The organism is Larkinella humicola (genome assembly GCF_008727875.1).
Taxonomy (GTDB): Bacteria; Bacteroidota; Bacteroidia; order Cytophagales; family Spirosomataceae; genus Larkinella; species Larkinella humicola.
Genome location: NZ_VTWS01000001.1, coordinates 1,007,489 through 1,020,841, shown reverse-complemented (window position 1 = coordinate 1,020,841; position 13,353 = coordinate 1,007,489). Strand labels below are relative to the sequence as shown.

10 protein-coding genes and 1 other RNA gene are annotated in these 13,353 nt (G+C 52.0%); 10 read left to right on the top strand and 1 reads right to left on the bottom strand.

Translation table 11 applies throughout. The features are described from left to right. Positions 1-169: 169 nt before the first annotated feature. The 10 genes from fabG (at position 170) to trmD (ending at position 11,131) form a co-directional block, all read left to right on the top strand. The gene (gene fabG, locus F0P93_RS04360; protein WP_150875064.1) at positions 170-916 is read left to right on the top strand and encodes a 3-oxoacyl-[acyl-carrier-protein] reductase; all 747 of its coding nucleotides are present in this window, start codon (positions 170-172) and stop codon (positions 914-916) included. Between the two features lie 84 nt (positions 917-1,000). Continuing rightward, positions 1,001-3,085, top strand: a complete 2,085-nt coding sequence (locus F0P93_RS04355) for a vWA domain-containing protein (protein WP_150875063.1) — start codon at positions 1,001-1,003, stop codon at positions 3,083-3,085. Positions 3,086-3,113: 28 nt separating this feature from the next. Continuing rightward, entirely contained in the window at positions 3,114-4,031 is a 918-nt protein-coding gene (locus F0P93_RS04350; protein WP_191908721.1) for a DUF2279 domain-containing protein, read from the top strand. A gap of 14 nt (positions 4,032-4,045) precedes the next feature. After that, a complete protein-coding gene (locus F0P93_RS04345) occupies positions 4,046-5,059 on the top strand; it encodes a Smr/MutS family protein (protein WP_150875061.1) in 1,014 nt (337 codons plus the stop codon). A gap of 16 nt (positions 5,060-5,075) precedes the next feature. Next, positions 5,076-6,476, top strand: a complete 1,401-nt coding sequence (locus F0P93_RS04340; RefSeq protein ID WP_310587980.1) for a DUF4403 family protein — start codon at positions 5,076-5,078, stop codon at positions 6,474-6,476. Between the two features lie 125 nt (positions 6,477-6,601). Beyond that, positions 6,602-7,056: RNase P RNA component class A (rnpB, locus tag F0P93_RS04335), an RNA gene on the top strand. A gap of 107 nt (positions 7,057-7,163) precedes the next feature. After that, positions 7,164-8,711 carry an OmpA family protein gene (locus F0P93_RS04330; protein ID WP_225309369.1) on the top strand — a complete coding sequence of 516 codons (1,548 nt, stop codon included), beginning with the start codon at positions 7,164-7,166 and terminating at the stop codon, positions 8,709-8,711. A 274-nt stretch (positions 8,712-8,985) separates the two neighbouring features. Next, the gene (locus tag F0P93_RS04325; RefSeq protein ID WP_150875059.1) at positions 8,986-9,753 is read left to right on the top strand and encodes a 30S ribosomal protein S16; all 768 of its coding nucleotides are present in this window, start codon (positions 8,986-8,988) and stop codon (positions 9,751-9,753) included. 111 nt (positions 9,754-9,864) lie between these two features. After that, positions 9,865-10,467 carry a ribosome maturation factor RimM gene (gene rimM, locus F0P93_RS04320; RefSeq protein WP_225309368.1) on the top strand — a complete coding sequence of 201 codons (603 nt, stop codon included), beginning with the start codon at positions 9,865-9,867 and terminating at the stop codon, positions 10,465-10,467. Then, a complete protein-coding gene (trmD, locus tag F0P93_RS04315; RefSeq protein ID WP_150875058.1) occupies positions 10,457-11,131 on the top strand; it encodes a tRNA (guanosine(37)-N1)-methyltransferase TrmD in 675 nt (224 codons plus the stop codon). Before rimM ends, trmD begins: the two co-directional genes overlap by 11 nt. A gap of 20 nt (positions 11,132-11,151) precedes the next feature. Here the strand turns inward: trmD and F0P93_RS04310 are convergent, their stop codons facing one another. Continuing rightward, positions 11,152-13,344: a transglycosylase domain-containing protein gene (locus F0P93_RS04310; RefSeq protein WP_150875057.1), complete on the bottom strand. Its 2,193-nt coding sequence runs from the start codon at positions 13,342-13,344 to the stop codon at positions 11,152-11,154. Positions 13,345-13,353 lie beyond the last annotated feature (9 nt).

Sequence of the window (13,353 nt, the reverse complement as noted above, 5' to 3'; positions counted from 1 at the left end):
AGGGACCCGTTTCGCAACAGAAATTGGATTTTCTTTCCGGTTTGCAGTGGAAAATAAATCGCTGATGCGACTCTTTGCAACGTTTCGGGCAAAAGTAGTCGGATGATCGAATATATACTACTATTTTTGCGGCCAATCTTACAAAGCCTCGTTACTTACATTTTACTCCATGAGTTTACTTCAAGGAAAAGTTGCATTGATAACCGGAGCCTCCCGGGGCATCGGTCGAGCCATTGCCATTCGGTTTGCCCAGGAAGGTGCCGATATCGCATTTACGTACCTCTCCAGCGTTGAAAAAGGGCAGGCGCTGGAAGCCGAACTGGCGGCTTTTGGGGTCAGGGTAAAGGGGTATCGTTCCGATGCTTCGGATTATAAAGCTGCTGAAGAACTGGCCAGCCAGATCGTAGCTGATTTTGGCACCATTGATGCCGTGGTCAACAATGCCGGTATCACCCGCGACGGCTTGCTGATGCGGATGAGTGAAGAACAATGGGATGTCGTTATCAACGTTAATCTGAAGTCGGTCTTTAACCTGACCAAAGCCGTGATCAAACCGATGATGAAAGCCAAAAAAGGCTCCATCATCAACCTGACTTCCGTGGTCGGAATTCGGGGTAACGCTGGTCAGGCTAACTATGCCGCTTCCAAAGCCGGTATTATCGGGTTTACCAAGTCGGTTGCGCTGGAACTGGGTTCCCGCAACATTCGTTCGAATGCCATTGCGCCCGGTTTTATCGAAACTGAAATGACCGGCGAAATCAACGAAAAAGCCGTAGAAGAATGGAAGCAGTCGATCCCGCTCCGGCGCGGTGGACAACCGGAAGAAGTCGCTGACTGCGCCGTTTTCCTGGCTTCCGACCTTTCCCGCTACATCACCGGCCAGGTGCTGCAGGTGGACGGGGGAATGCTTACTTAAATGATGAATGATGGATGATGAATGATGAGCAGGTCGTTTGCTCCATTCATCGTTCATCATTCATAACTCATCATTCTATAATCGATGCGCTCCGAACTTTATTTCCAATCGTCTCCCTGGTGGTTGCTGCTGTGTCTGGCGGTGGGGGCGGCCTATGCATTTGCGTTGTACCAGCGGAATTCCGGTTGGAGTCAGCGGATGAATCTCTCGCTGGCCGCGTTCCGGTTTCTGGTGGTCAGTACCGTGTGTTTTTTGCTGCTCAATCCGCTGATTCGCAGCACGCAGACCATCACCGAAAAACCGAAAGTAGTACTGGCGATTGATAATTCGGAGTCGATGATGGTGGGCGGCAGGCCCCAACTCGACCGCGCTCTTGAAGCCGCCAACCAACTGCGCGAGCGGCTGACGAGCGACGACATCGACGTGTCGGTGCAAACATTGGGCGACAGCCTGGTGGCGGGTGACCTGAAAACGATTCCGTTCAACCAGCGGACCACCGACTTGTCGAACCTGCTGGGCGGCATTCGGAATGCCTACGAAGGCCGGAACCTGACCGACGTGGTGCTGATTTCGGACGGTATTGCCAACCAGGGGCTTTCGCCAACGTTCGGGCGGTATAACTTTGCCCTGCACACCGTGGGCGTGGGCGACACCATTCCGAAGCGCGATGTTCAACTGAAAGACGCCGTTGCCAATAAAATCGCCTACCTCGGCAACCAGTTTCCGATTCAGGCCGATGTGGTCAGCTACGGTTTTCAGGGCCGTAGCGGAACCGTAGTGTTGCGGCAGAACGGCAAGGAACTGAGTCGGCAAACCGTCAATTTCAGCCAGGCCGAAACCTTTCAGCAACTAACTTTTCAGGCGTTTTCGAACCAGAAGGGTATGCAGCACTACGTGGTCGAAGTGTTGCCCCAGGACGGCGAATTTACGCCCCGCAACAACCGCCGGGATGTGTATATCGACATCATCGACGGCAAGGAGAAAATTCTGTTGCTGGCCCTGAGTCCGCATCCCGACGTGAAAGCCCTGCGTAGCATTATCGAGAAAAACCAGAACTACGAGCTCGACATCCGCATTCTGAACGGCGGAACCGCCGAGATTCCGGACAAGGTCTATGATCTCGTAATTCTCCACCAGTTGCCGGATAACCAGAACGCTGGGGCTGCTGTGGTGCAGCGTGTCATGCAAAAAAACACGCCCCTGCTGTTTATCCTGGGAAATCAGTCCGGCCTGCAATCCTTTAACGGCCTGAATCCGGTGGTTCAGGTGGTGGCGGGGGGGGGCCAGACCGACAAAGTAACCGGGCGGTTTAATCCTGATTTTCGGCAACTGAACCTGGATGCGCAAAAATTGACCCTCCTGGATCGCTTGCCGCCCATGCTGGTTCCGTTCGGCGATTACAAACTGTCGCCGGGGAGCGAGGTGGTGCTCTGGCAACAGGTCGGAAGTGTTCGCACGAGCAAACCGTTGCTGGCCATCAACATCACGACGCCCCGTAAAGCCGCCGTTCTGGCGGGGGAGGGGTTTTGGGAATGGCGTCTCGAAGAATTTGCCCTGACCGATAACCAGGCCGTGGTAGACGAACTGATTCAGAAAGTGATGCAATTGGTTTCGATCAAGGAAGACCGCCGGAAACTGCGGGTGTATCCGATTCGGAACGAATTTCTGGCGGGCGAGAAAGTGACGTTCGAGACCGAAATGTACAACGACATTTACGAAAAGCTGTTCGACCGGCCGGTTCGGCTGGAAATCACCAACGAGCGAGCGGTTCCGCGCAGTTTTAACTACACACCAACGGCGAGCAATTCCCGGTTTGAGGTGAGCAGTTTGCCGGAGGGCGTGTATCGCTTCCGGGCCACGGCCTCACTCAATGGCCGGACCGAAACCGCCAGTGGCGAATTCATCGTACGGGAGCAGCAGTTTGAAGCCATCAACACCACCGCCGACCATATGATGCTGCGGCAATTGGCACAGCAAACCGGGGGCCGTTTCTACAATGCATCGACGCTGGCATCGCTGGCGGACGATCTGGTGAAAAAGAAACCGCCCGGACGACTGAGTAGCAATGAAGAATTGAACGAACTCATCAATTTACGATGGCTGTTTTTCCTGATCGTCATTCTGATCAGTGCCGAGTGGGGATTGCGGAAATATCATGGAGCGTATTAGAAAGTGTGAAGCAGGAGGGCGTGATGGCATGAGGAAAAGAAGGCGACACGTCTGGATGGGAATGATTCTTTTTTCGCTCCTTCATTCCTCCATTTCCCCGTCTTTCGCTCAGGATACGACCAGGCAGGCGGCAGAACCCTGCTACCGCTGTCGTCTGCGGAATTTGCTCATTGCGGAAACCGTCGTCTACGGAACGACTATTTACGGCCTGAGCCGGGCGTGGTATGACAACCCGCTGACCAATTTTCATTTTTTTAACGACAACCGGGAGTGGCTGCAAATCGACAAGGTGGGTCACATGGTGACGGCATATCAGATAGCCCGGGTTTCGGCACAGGCGTATCGCTGGGCGGGTTTGTCGGATCGGAAAGCCGCTATGTATGCCGGACTTACCGGTCTGATTTTCCAGACACCCATCGAAATTCTGGACGGTTTTTCGCCCGAATACGGTTTCTCGGTGGGGGACATGATTGCCAATATGGCAGGCCCCGCGTTGTATACAGGACAATACCTGGCCTGGGGTGAATTGCGGATTCAGCCGAAGTTTTCGTTTCACAACACCGCGCTGGCGAAAGTTCGTCCAAACTTGCTGGGCAGTAGCTGGAATGAGCGGTGGTTAAAAGATTATAACGGGCAAACATATTGGTTATCGATTAATCCGTCGACCTTTGCCCGGCGGGACTCAAAATTGCCCAAATGGCTGAATATTGCCGTGGGGTATGGGATTCAGGATATGGTAGCCGCTGAAACGTCAAAAAGCATCGAGCTTGGCTACCGGCCCTACCGGCAGTATTTCCTGTCGCTGGACATTGATTTTACCCGGATACCCACCCGAAAAAAAGGCTTGAAAACGTTGTTCTTTTTGTTGAACACGCTGAAAATGCCCGCGCCGACGCTGGAATACAACGGTCGGAACGGTTTTCAGTTTCATGCGTTATACTTTTAGTAGAGTAATTAACTATGAATATTGGTGACAAAGTGCGCATGTTGCGGGCGAAGGAACAGGGGGTCGTTACGCGCTTCCTGCCCGGCAATCAGGTAGAAATTGAAATTGAAGACGGTTTTCGAATTCCGGTTTTGCGGTCGGAGATCGTGGTCGTGTCGGCGCTGGAATCCACGCGGTTTCAGTCCGCTCCCGGTATTGAAGCCCAAAAATCAGCAAAACCCGAAATTATCAGCAGTGCAGGCATTTACCTGGCTTTTGTGCCGCAAAACGGTCCCGGTAACCTGAAAATAGTCGTTACCTATCTGGTGAACAATACGGACTGGGATCTGCCATTTTCCATCGGTGAAGAACGCGAAAACCGCTACACGGGCCTGTATGCGGAAGTACTGAAAGCGCGCTCCTTTTTCAAAATGGCCCAGCCCTATGCGCTGGCCACTTTCGAAAACTGGCCGACTTTTTTGTTTCAGGCTCTTTGGCACCGGCGTGGTGCCGCTTCGTTGCGAGAACCGTTGATCCGGCGGCTCAAGTGTCGAACACAGACTTTTCAGGCCAGCACCGGCCCCATCCCGGTGTTGAATCAGACCGGTCATGTTTTTCAACTCGATGTGGAAGATGTGGAGGAGGAAAAACCGGTTGTGAAGGAAGCTGGCAAACCGCTGGATGCCACGGCTCTGCGCGAAAGTTTGATGGGAAATACCGAAAAAAAGGAATCGTCGGCCAAGGAACCGGTTAGGCTGGTGCGCCCCTCGTCGATCATCGACCTGCACATTGACAAACTCCTGCCCAGTGGATTTGGAAGCCGAACCAATGCCGAGTTGCTGGACGTTCAGATTCAGGAGTTTGAGAAAAATCTGGAAAAAGCGATTGCCAGCGGCATGGACGACATTACGTTTATTCATGGGGTTGGCAACGGTGTTTTGCGAAATGAACTCCACCGGCGGTTGGGTAAATACCCCGGCGTAGCTTATTTTGAAGATGCTCAGAAGGAAAAATTTGGCTACGGTGCGACCAAGGTTAAGATTAAATAAAATTATTTTTACTACATTGACCCGATTCCTGAGTCTATTGCTGGTTTTTCTGGCAGTACAGGCTTGCAAACACACCGCTACGACAAATCCGAAGGCGCCGAAAGCCGCCTATTCGGTAACCAAAATGGAGGTACAGAACGACAAGTTTTTATCGACTGTAAATATTCCTGTATCCATTGCGCTGACCGACGTCGAGCGTCAGATCAACAGTCAGGTAAACGGCCTGATTTATGAAGACAACAGCCTGACTGACAACGATGACGATCAGTTTATGACCAAAGTCTGGAAGCGGGAACCCATTCAGGTGACAGCGCAGGACAGTCTCTTTTTCTTTCAGGTTCCGCTGAAAATATGGGCGAAGGCCGGGATGTCCGTGCTGGGCTTCACGAAATACCAGGAAACGGAATTCGAACTGAACCTCAAATTTGCTACCCGGTTTTCCATCGACAAAGACTGGACCGCCAGCACCCAGACCACCGCGCAGGGGTACGACTGGGTGAAAAAACCGGCCTTAAAAATTGCGGGTTTCGACGTTCCGGTAACCAGCATTGTGGGACGGCTCATCGACAAAAATCTGGGCAAGATCACCAAAGCCCTCGATGAACAGATCCACAAGCAAATCGATCTGCGGACACCGGTGCTCACGGCCTGGAACACCATCCGCCAGCCCTACCTGGTTTCCGAAAAATACCGCACCTGGTTGCTGGTAGTACCCAAACGCATTCTGATCACCCCCTTTCGGTTCGAAAAAGGAGCCATCCGGTCGACGATTGGCATTGAAGGCTTTACCTTAACCCAGACCGGAGCCAAACCCGACGTCCGACCGGCCGTTACCATTCCGGAATTAATCGTCTCAAAAGAAATCCCCGATCAATTTCGCATCGGTTTGCTCAGCGAAGCGACCTACGCCGAAGCAGCGAAGGTGGTTTCGGACGAATTTGTGGGGCAGTCCTACGAATTTCGCGACGGACGTTACAAGATTACGATCCGGGGCATCGAGTTGTACGGACAAAACAACAATTTGATCATCAAGGCCACGCTGGAAGGCAGCATCAACGGTGCTATTTACCTGCGGGGACAACCTTTTTATGACCAGCAGACCCGGACGATCTCGTTGAGGGACCTGCATTATGACCTGGACACAAAAAATATTCTGTATAAAACGGCGAGTTGGTTATTACAGGGTAGCTTTGCACGCACGTTGGAAAAACAACTGACGATTCCGGTCGGCAGCCAGATTGATGAAGCCAGAAAGTCGCTTCAGGCCCGATTAACGAACAATCAAATCACAAAGGGAGTTATTATCAACGGGAAGCTCGAACAAGTATCGCCGGATCAGGTTTACTTGACACAGGAGTCGATGCTGGCGGTCGTATATGCGTCCGGTCGAATCAGTTTGAAGGTCGAAGGATTATAGTTAAACCCGGATTGATGCATCTTTTTTGGCAATAGGCTCGAAAAATTTGCAGTTTTTCGATACCAGGTTTTTAAAGAACCTAAGTATTTATAGATTTGCGGTAATCACGGAATGGCAACCAACGCGAGGTAAATTGTCTTATCGCTCCGGAACGGTTTACCGAACCGGGGAGGAAAGTCCGGACAGCATAGAGTACCATACTTCCTAACGGGAAGGCAGGTGGTGGAAGGCGCTCGCGCTGACGGCCATTTGACAGAAAGTGCCACAGAAAACGAACCGCCGGTGCTGTGTTTAGTTTCTAAACGGAGCGACGGTAAGGGTGAAAAGGTGGGGTAAGAGCCCACCGCCCGGCTGGTGACAGCCGGGGCAGGGTAAACCTTATGGGCTGAAAGATCAAATAGGCATCAGAAGGGGGGCGACTCGTTCCCGTAGTTTCGACCCCGGTCGAAATGATGCTGATGCGGGTAGATCGATGGAGTTTCGGAGTGATCCGGAATCGAGATAAATGATAAGAACCCGAACAGGGTTGTTTCGGCAATCTGATTGGAGACAGAATCCGGCTTATAGATTTACTTCGCGGAAAGTTGCCGACGAATGAAAAGAGTAGTTTTTAAACGGTCCGCCGTAGCGCCGGCTTGCCGAGCGATTGTTCTACGTTAAAGGCTTATGAATTAAACCTGAGTTCTCATGAAGAAAATTTCCATTTTCGCTTCTCTGACGCTTCTGTTACTGACGCAGGCTGTCGGGTATGCCCAAACTGACACCACCACCCGTTCCTCGGCCGGAACATCGAACCGTAATCGATCCTACGAAGGCGACTACAAAATGAATACCTGGTCAGTGACCGTCACACCCGCGCTCACCCGTTTCTTTGGCGACCTGGATAATTACGGTTTTTACAAAGGATTCCCCCAAAAAGGGCCCAACACCAAAACGACCGGTGCGCTTGGCGTATCGATCAACAAACAGCTTAGCCACCTTTTTGGAGCATCCGCCGATTTTCACATCGGCTCGTTGCGCGGCTCGAAACAGGCACTCTATAATGCCTCGTTCCGTTCCAACTTCCTGCAGGGAACGCTGAACGCCAATGTCAACATGAAATCACTCCTGTTTGGAACCCGGAAGCTGAAACGCTGGAAGTGGGATCTGCACGCCGGGGCTGGTTTGATGTGGTTCGATACCCGCGTGTATGACCTGACGACGGGCCAGATGATTCGGTATAGCAACGACCGGCGCGACTACAGCTCGGTTACCCAGGGAAAATGGGAAAGCAACGGCTCTGTTTACACCCGTGAATTTGTTTTCCCACTGGGGTCGGCCCTGCATTATGAACTGACGTCGCGTCTGGACCTTGGGATCGATGCCACGCTGTATATGGTCAATACCGAGAAACTGGATATGACCGTTGGCGGTGTTGACAACTCGAAAGCCGCGAATGTATACGGCTGGAGACGGGGTGATTCCGGTTTGGACAAGTGGGCTGGGCTGGGCCTGTCGCTGACCTACAAGATTGGTAAAGACGCCGTTCGGGTTGGAAAAGATGGCGTATATGACCCCGCGAAAGGTCGCTACCACCTGCGTTGGGCTGATCCAAAAGATCTGCTGAAAGAGCCTTACAACCCAACCATGAACGACGCTGATTCGATTGCCAAAGCCAACATGCCTAAACCCGTCGATCCTCGTTTGTATACGGACACGGACAATGACGGTGTTGCTGACCTTTTTGACAAAGAACCCGCTACGCCAGCCGGTAGTATCGTTTCCGGTGCCGGTGTTGCCATGAACCTGGACAGCATCATCAGCTCGATCCTGCGCGGCAAATTTGCTCCGGAATGCGAAGCGTTGTTCAGTAATATCGAATTCGATACCGACAAAGCCACGATTCGGCCGGCTTCGCAGGACATCATGAAGAAGGTAGTTGAACTGTTGAACCTGAAAACCAACTGCGGCATCATTCTCGTAGGACACGCCGATTACCGGGCTTCCTACGGTTACAACATTCAACTCTCGAAGCGTCGGGTGGATGCCGCCAAACGCTATCTGACCCGCGCCGGTTTAACAGACCCGAGTCGGGTGACGGTCGAGTATTACGGTGAGTATCGACCGATTGCGCCGAATACGTCCGGGGATAACCTCCAGCGAAACCGTCGGGTCGAAATCAAAATTGTTCCGATGAACATGCTCCGGTCTCCGTACCAGTCCGGGCAACGGTTCGACTCAAGAGAACCGAGATAATAACAGACAACCCTGTATGCAAAACCCCGGCGTTCGTCGGGGTTTTGTTGTTTTGTAGGTAATGATAAATGTAAAATGATGGATGTTAAATGTAAAAGTGTTCTAAACGTTCCACCCTACTTTTACATTTAACGTCCATCATTTTACATTTATCATTTTCTGACTTCGCCCCTCTGTTTCAAGAAAAAAAATAGTACCTTTGCACCCTAATTCTATTGAAGGACGGCCTCACTTTTGTGAACCAACCGTATCCCTCCAAAAACAAACCAATAAAATGGCAGTTAAAATCCGTTTATCGCGTCGGGGACGCAAAAAACTGGCTATCTACGACATCGTTATAGCCGATGCCAGAGCACCACGTGATGGTAGCTTTATTGAAAAAATCGGTTCGTATAACCCGAACACCGATCCATCTACCGTGGTCCTGAAAAGTGATCGTGCCGTAGATTGGCTGATGAAAGGGGCTCAACCGACCGATACCGCCCGTTCAATATTGTCACACGAAGGCGTTATGTTGAAAAAACACCTGCAAGTCGGTGTACTCAAAGGCGCCATCTCGCAGGAACAGGCCGATTCCAAGTTTGAAGACTGGAAACAAGGTAAAGAAGGCCGGAAACAAGGCAGTGCCGACACCAAATCTCAACTGAAAGCCGATGCCAAGCAGGCTCGTCTGGAAGCTGAGAAAAAGGTAAACGAAGCACGTGCGCTGGCGATCGCCAAGAAAAACGTGGTTGAAGAGCCCGCGGTTGAGGCTCCGGAAGTGGTTGAAGAAGCGGAAGTGGAAGCACCTGTTGCGGAAGCTGCCGTTGAAGCCCCTGCTGCTGAGCCCGTTGCCGAAGCCGCTCCGGTAGAAGCACCTGCTGCTGAGCCCATTGCCGAAGCCGCTCCGGTTGCCGAAGCCCCTGCTGCTGAAGAAGCACCTGTTGCTGAAGCACCAGCCGCTGAAGAAGCCCCTGCTACTGAAGCTCCCGCCGATGCACCGGTTGCTGAAGCACCAGCCGCCGAAGAAAAACCCGCTGATGAGGGTGAAGCAAAAGCTTAGTATTTCGTAAGAAATTTGAGTTGACAACTGATGGAAGTCTGTTTCTTGAAATGGAATTCTGTCAGTTGTTGTTTTATACAGACCTATCCCGAATCATCGGCGGGATGCAAAATGTTAGAAGTCGTGACCAAAGACGATTGTTTTCAATTAGGAAAAATAACGAAAACGCACGGAGTACGGGGCGAACTGGTATTCTTTCTCGATGTCGATATGCCGGAACTCTACGCCGAAATGGATTCGGTTCTGATCGAAGTGAAAGGCGATCTGGTTCCCTATTTCATCGAGTCGATTTCGGTGAACCGCAACCGCGGCATTGTGGCTCTGGAAAGCGTGGAAACGATTGAGGAAGCACAGAAGCTAGTGAACTGTGACTTGTTTTTACCCCTCGACAACCTGGACGAACTGGATGAAGGGCAGTTTTATTTTCACGAAATTGTCGGGTTTCTGGTTCGGGATGAAAAACTGGGCGATCTTGGAACGGTTCGTACCGTATACAATGTAGCCCCCCAGAATTTGATTTCGATGGATTACCAGGGTAAGGAAGTTCTGATTCCGGTGAACGACGAACTGACCCCCTCGGCGGATAAAGTGCACAAAATCCTGCATGTCCGACTGCCGGATGGCCTGGTCGATATTTACCTCGAAGAACCATCCGCCAAAATCGGGAAGAAAACCAACGAAGACGACGAAGAGGAATTGCTTGATGAGGATTGATATTTTAACCTGTCTGCCCCGCTTGCTGGACAGTTTCTTTGCGCATTCCATTTTGCAACGCGCCCAGCAGGGCGGTTTTGTGGAAGTGGCAGTGCACGACCTGCGTGATTATACGCTCGACAAACACCGGCGGGTCGACGATTATGCGTTTGGGGGCGGAGCCGGAATGGTAATGTCCATCGAACCGATTGCCCGCTGCATTCGTGCCCTCCAAAGCGAACGTTCCTACGATGAAGTGATCTATGTAACGCCCGACGGCGAGCGGTTTGAGCAACGAACGGCCAACCGGCTTTCGTTGACCCGGAACCTGATCATTTTGTGTGGCCATTACAAAGGCGTCGATGAGCGCGTTCGGGAACTGTTCATTACCAAGGAAATCAGCGTGGGTGATTATGTGTTGTCCGGGGGCGAACTCCCTGCTGCGGTCATTTCCGACGCCATCATCCGCTTGTTGCCCGGCGTTCTGAACGACGAAACCTCAGCCCTGACGGATTCTTTTCAGGATGATTTGCTGGCTCCTCCCGTTTATACCCGTCCGGCCGAATTCGAAGGGCATACGGTGCCCGACATCCTGCTTTCAGGCCATGAAGCGAAGATCAACGAGTGGCGGTTTGAGAAAGCCCTGGAACGAACCAAACTGCGTCGCCCGGACTTGCTGTCCTGAAACCGGGCCACCCCCCCAACTCATTGAGTCGGTGGGTTGTTTTCCTGTTCTTCCTTTTCCTTCCGACGTTGCTCCCGCCGTTCCTTGCGCAATTGCCGCCGTGATTTGGGCACCGAATCCGTTTGAATGGCGGCACCTTTGGCGGGCTCCTGCTCGGGTGAGACCACTTCCGGTTCGGCCCGGTCGCGTCCTAAAACCCGCCGAAAAAAATCATTGATGCCGTTGGTGGCTTCATCCGTTTCTTCTTCCGGCATCATCAATGAGTCGATTTCGATGGAATCGACCGGCGCCACTTCCTGCCGCAATCCTTCCCGCAGTCGCACACCGTAGAACCCATACGCCGTTGTGTCATAGGGTGTTAATCCCCGCGAAGCCATGATCCGGCCAATCAGCCTGAAATAACCCCGCAAATAGGTTCTGACGGATCCATCCGGATAAAACCGGCTCAGGGTCGCTTTCGGCGAAGGAACGACGTATGATAAAAGAATGCTTTCACCAATGTCGAGATTAGACGGGCTTTTGGCAAAATAATACCGGGAAGCCTCTCCGATTCCGTAGATGTTTCGACCCCATTCGATGAAGTTGAGGTAAATCTCATACATCCGTTCTTTGCTGATAATGCGCTGGTTTTCAATGAGCCACACGATCAAAATTTCTTCGGCTTTCCGGGAAAGTGTTTTGTTTCGATTCAAAAACGCATTCTTCACAAATTGCATCGAGATAGTACTGGCTCCGCGTTTGAACTTTTTGGTTTTGAAGTTGGTCGCCAGCGACACCCGGAATGCCTTTTCGTTGAAACCGTTGTGGGTGAAGAAGTTGTAATCCTCCGCCGTCAGAATGGCATTGCGCAGGTTGGGCGAAATGGCGTTGAGGGGCGTAAAATCCGGGTTGGCGGGGCCAACGATGAACTTGCGTACCAGCTTGTCTTTTTCGTAGACCTCGTGTTCAAACGGTTTGTTGACCCGACTAAAATCTTCCTTCCCAAATTGCAGAATCTTGAACTGATCCGGCGTGAGGCTGGAGTTGAACTGCACCGAATCGGGGAGGGAACTATCGAGGTGAAGCACCGCGTCATACTTCAGTTTACCGGCAACTTTCATGCCTTCCAGCGATTCAAACAGGCCTTGCGGAAAGGCATCGAACAGGTCCTGAGCGTCGAGCGGATCGGTATGGATTTGAACGTCGTAGATTTTGACGGGCGAAACCGTGTATTTGATAAACGGTCGGGCTTTGGCTTTTCCGAGGTAAATGGTGGAGGAACTGTCGATGCCGATGTAGTTCTCCCCAAAAAACAGATTGGCGTCCATGGCAGCCCGTTCCACCACCACGTCGCCCAGTGCCACGGCCGGGTGATTGATGCGCAGATTTCGGACGGCTCCAGCGCCTTCAATCTTGAACTCACCGCCGGAACTGGCGACATCGCGGAGTTCGGCCCGCAGCGTATCGGCCTGTAATTTCAACTTGAAGCGTTGTTCCAGATACGGTAATTCGAGCGGTTTTCCATCGGCAAAGAGGGCCACGTTGGCCTCCTGATCTGAGGCCGCTATTGTGCCCATCAGGTGCCAGACCGACTCGTTGCCGTTGATCCGAATGGTCGATGTCAGTTCTTCGTCGTCAATGGTGGCCGTTTCTGTCAGAAAGCTCAGTTGACGGTCGTCGTCGGTCAGCCGGAGTTCCAGATTCTGAATGTCCATATTTTCCGGAATCTTGGCCAGCAGGTTATCGACCAGATTTTCGGCCACATCTGCCAGATCGACCCGTCGGCTGCTGGTTTCGGTATCACGGGCCGAAGCCGTCGAATCCTTTTTCTGTGATTTGAGGAGGAAGTCGATGTTGGAGGTGCTGTCCCGCCGAACGATGTGGGCGAGGCCATTTTGCAGGGTGAGTGATGAAACCGCCACGCGACCGAACAACAGGGGCCAAATGCTGACCCCAACCTCCGTTTTGCCAACCCGCAACAGGCTATCGCGCGACTCCGGAACGACAGTAATATTGGAAAAAGCTACGGTTGACAGGCCCGTAAATTGAGCTTTCCCAATGGTAACCGTCAGGTTATAGTCCCGCTTCGCTTTCCGAATGCCTCTGGCGAGCCCTTCTTTCAGCAGAGCTTCCCGTTTGGTGTAGATAATACCGGCTCCAATGGCACCCAGGACAAAAAATCCCAGCAGCACCCAGCCTGAAATAATCAGTATACGTTTTTTATTGACTTGCATTGTAAGCTA

Coding starts and splice junctions, on each gene's coding strand:
- fabG (WP_150875064.1), top strand. CDS start 170: ATGAGTTTACTTCAAGGAAAAGTTGCATTGATAACCGGAGCCTCCCGG.
- F0P93_RS04355 (WP_150875063.1), top strand. CDS start 1,001: ATGCGCTCCGAACTTTATTTCCAATCGTCTCCCTGGTGGTTGCTGCTG.
- F0P93_RS04350 (WP_191908721.1), top strand. CDS start 3,114: ATGAGGAAAAGAAGGCGACACGTCTGGATGGGAATGATTCTTTTTTCG.
- F0P93_RS04345 (WP_150875061.1), top strand. CDS start 4,046: ATGAATATTGGTGACAAAGTGCGCATGTTGCGGGCGAAGGAACAGGGG.
- F0P93_RS04330 (WP_225309369.1), top strand. CDS start 7,164: ATGAAGAAAATTTCCATTTTCGCTTCTCTGACGCTTCTGTTACTGACG.
- F0P93_RS04325 (WP_150875059.1), top strand. CDS start 8,986: ATGGCAGTTAAAATCCGTTTATCGCGTCGGGGACGCAAAAAACTGGCT.
- rimM (WP_225309368.1), top strand. CDS start 9,865: ATGTTAGAAGTCGTGACCAAAGACGATTGTTTTCAATTAGGAAAAATA.
- trmD (WP_150875058.1), top strand. CDS start 10,457: ATGAGGATTGATATTTTAACCTGTCTGCCCCGCTTGCTGGACAGTTTC.
- F0P93_RS04310 (WP_150875057.1), bottom strand. CDS start 13,344: ATGCAAGTCAATAAAAAACGTATACTGATTATTTCAGGCTGGGTGCTG.